Source organism: Mesorhizobium sp. WSM4828 (genome assembly GCF_055811175.1).
Map to the genome: position 1 here is coordinate 1 of NZ_JBVVQK010000091.1, position 1,046 is coordinate 1,046.

Annotated in this window: 2 protein-coding genes; both read left to right on the forward strand. The window is 64.1% G+C overall.

Going from position 1 to position 1,046, the window contains the following annotated elements; genetic code table 11:
• Positions 1–285, forward strand: a 285-nt coding sequence (locus AC0L2X_RS32385; RefSeq protein WP_473601205.1) for a proton-translocating transhydrogenase family protein, incomplete at its 5' end; no start/stop codon positions are given.
• Between the two features lie 6 nt (positions 286–291).
• The coding region (locus AC0L2X_RS32390; protein ID WP_473601207.1) for an NAD(P)(+) transhydrogenase (Re/Si-specific) subunit beta at positions 292–1,046 on the forward strand (755 nt) is incomplete at its 3' end.

Sequence of the window (1,046 nt, forward strand, 5' to 3'; positions counted from 1 at the left end):
ATCGATCCCTTCGTCTTCCGCTTCGCCATTTTTGTCCTGGCGATCTTCGTCGGCTACTACGTCGTCTGGTCGGTGACGCCGGCGCTGCACACGCCGCTGATGGCGGTCACCAACGCCATTTCCTCCGTCATCGTCGTCGGCGCGTTGCTGGCCGTCGGTATCTCGGCCTCGGGCATCGCCACCGGCTTCGGCTTCGTTGCGCTGATGCTGGTGTCGGTCAACATCTTCGGCGGCTTCCTCGTCACCCAGCGCATGCTGGCCATGTACAAGAAGAAGGAAAAGTAGGCCGCTATGAACGCCAACTTCGCCTCCTTCCTCTATCTGGTCTCCGGCATCCTGTTCATCCTGGCATTGCGCGGCCTGTCGCATCCGACCACCAGCCGCCAGGGCAACATGTACGGCATGATCGGCATGGGCATTGCCATCGCCACGACGCTGGCGCTGGCCACCCCTTCCGCCGGCCGCTTCGCATTGATCGTGCTCGGGCTCGCCATCGGCGGCTCGGTCGGTGCGGTCACGGCACGGCGCATTGCCATGACCTCGATGCCGCAGCTGGTCGCCGCCTTCCACTCGCTGGTCGGTCTTGCCGCGGTCATGGTGGCGGCCGCCGCCATCTATGCACCGGAAAGCTTCGGCATCGGCACGATCGCCGATATCCATGCCCAGGCGCTGATCGAGATGAGCCTCGGCGTCGCCATCGGCGCCATCACCTTCACCGGCTCGGTCATCGCCTTCTTGAAGCTCGACGGCCGCATGTCGGGCAAGCCGATCATGATCGGCGGCCGTCACTTCATCAACGCAGCCCTGGGCATTACGCTGATCGTGCTGATCGTGCTGCTCGTCACCACTGAATCCAAGCTGGTGTTCTGGCTGATCGTTGCCGCCTCGCTGGCGCTGGGCGTCCTTCTCATCATCCCGATCGGCGGCGCCGACATGCCGGTGGTCGTGTCGATGCTGAATTCCTATTCGGGCTGGGCCGCCGCCGCACTCGGTTTCACGCTCGGCAATCTGGCGCTGATCATCACCGGCGCACTGGTCGGCTCGTC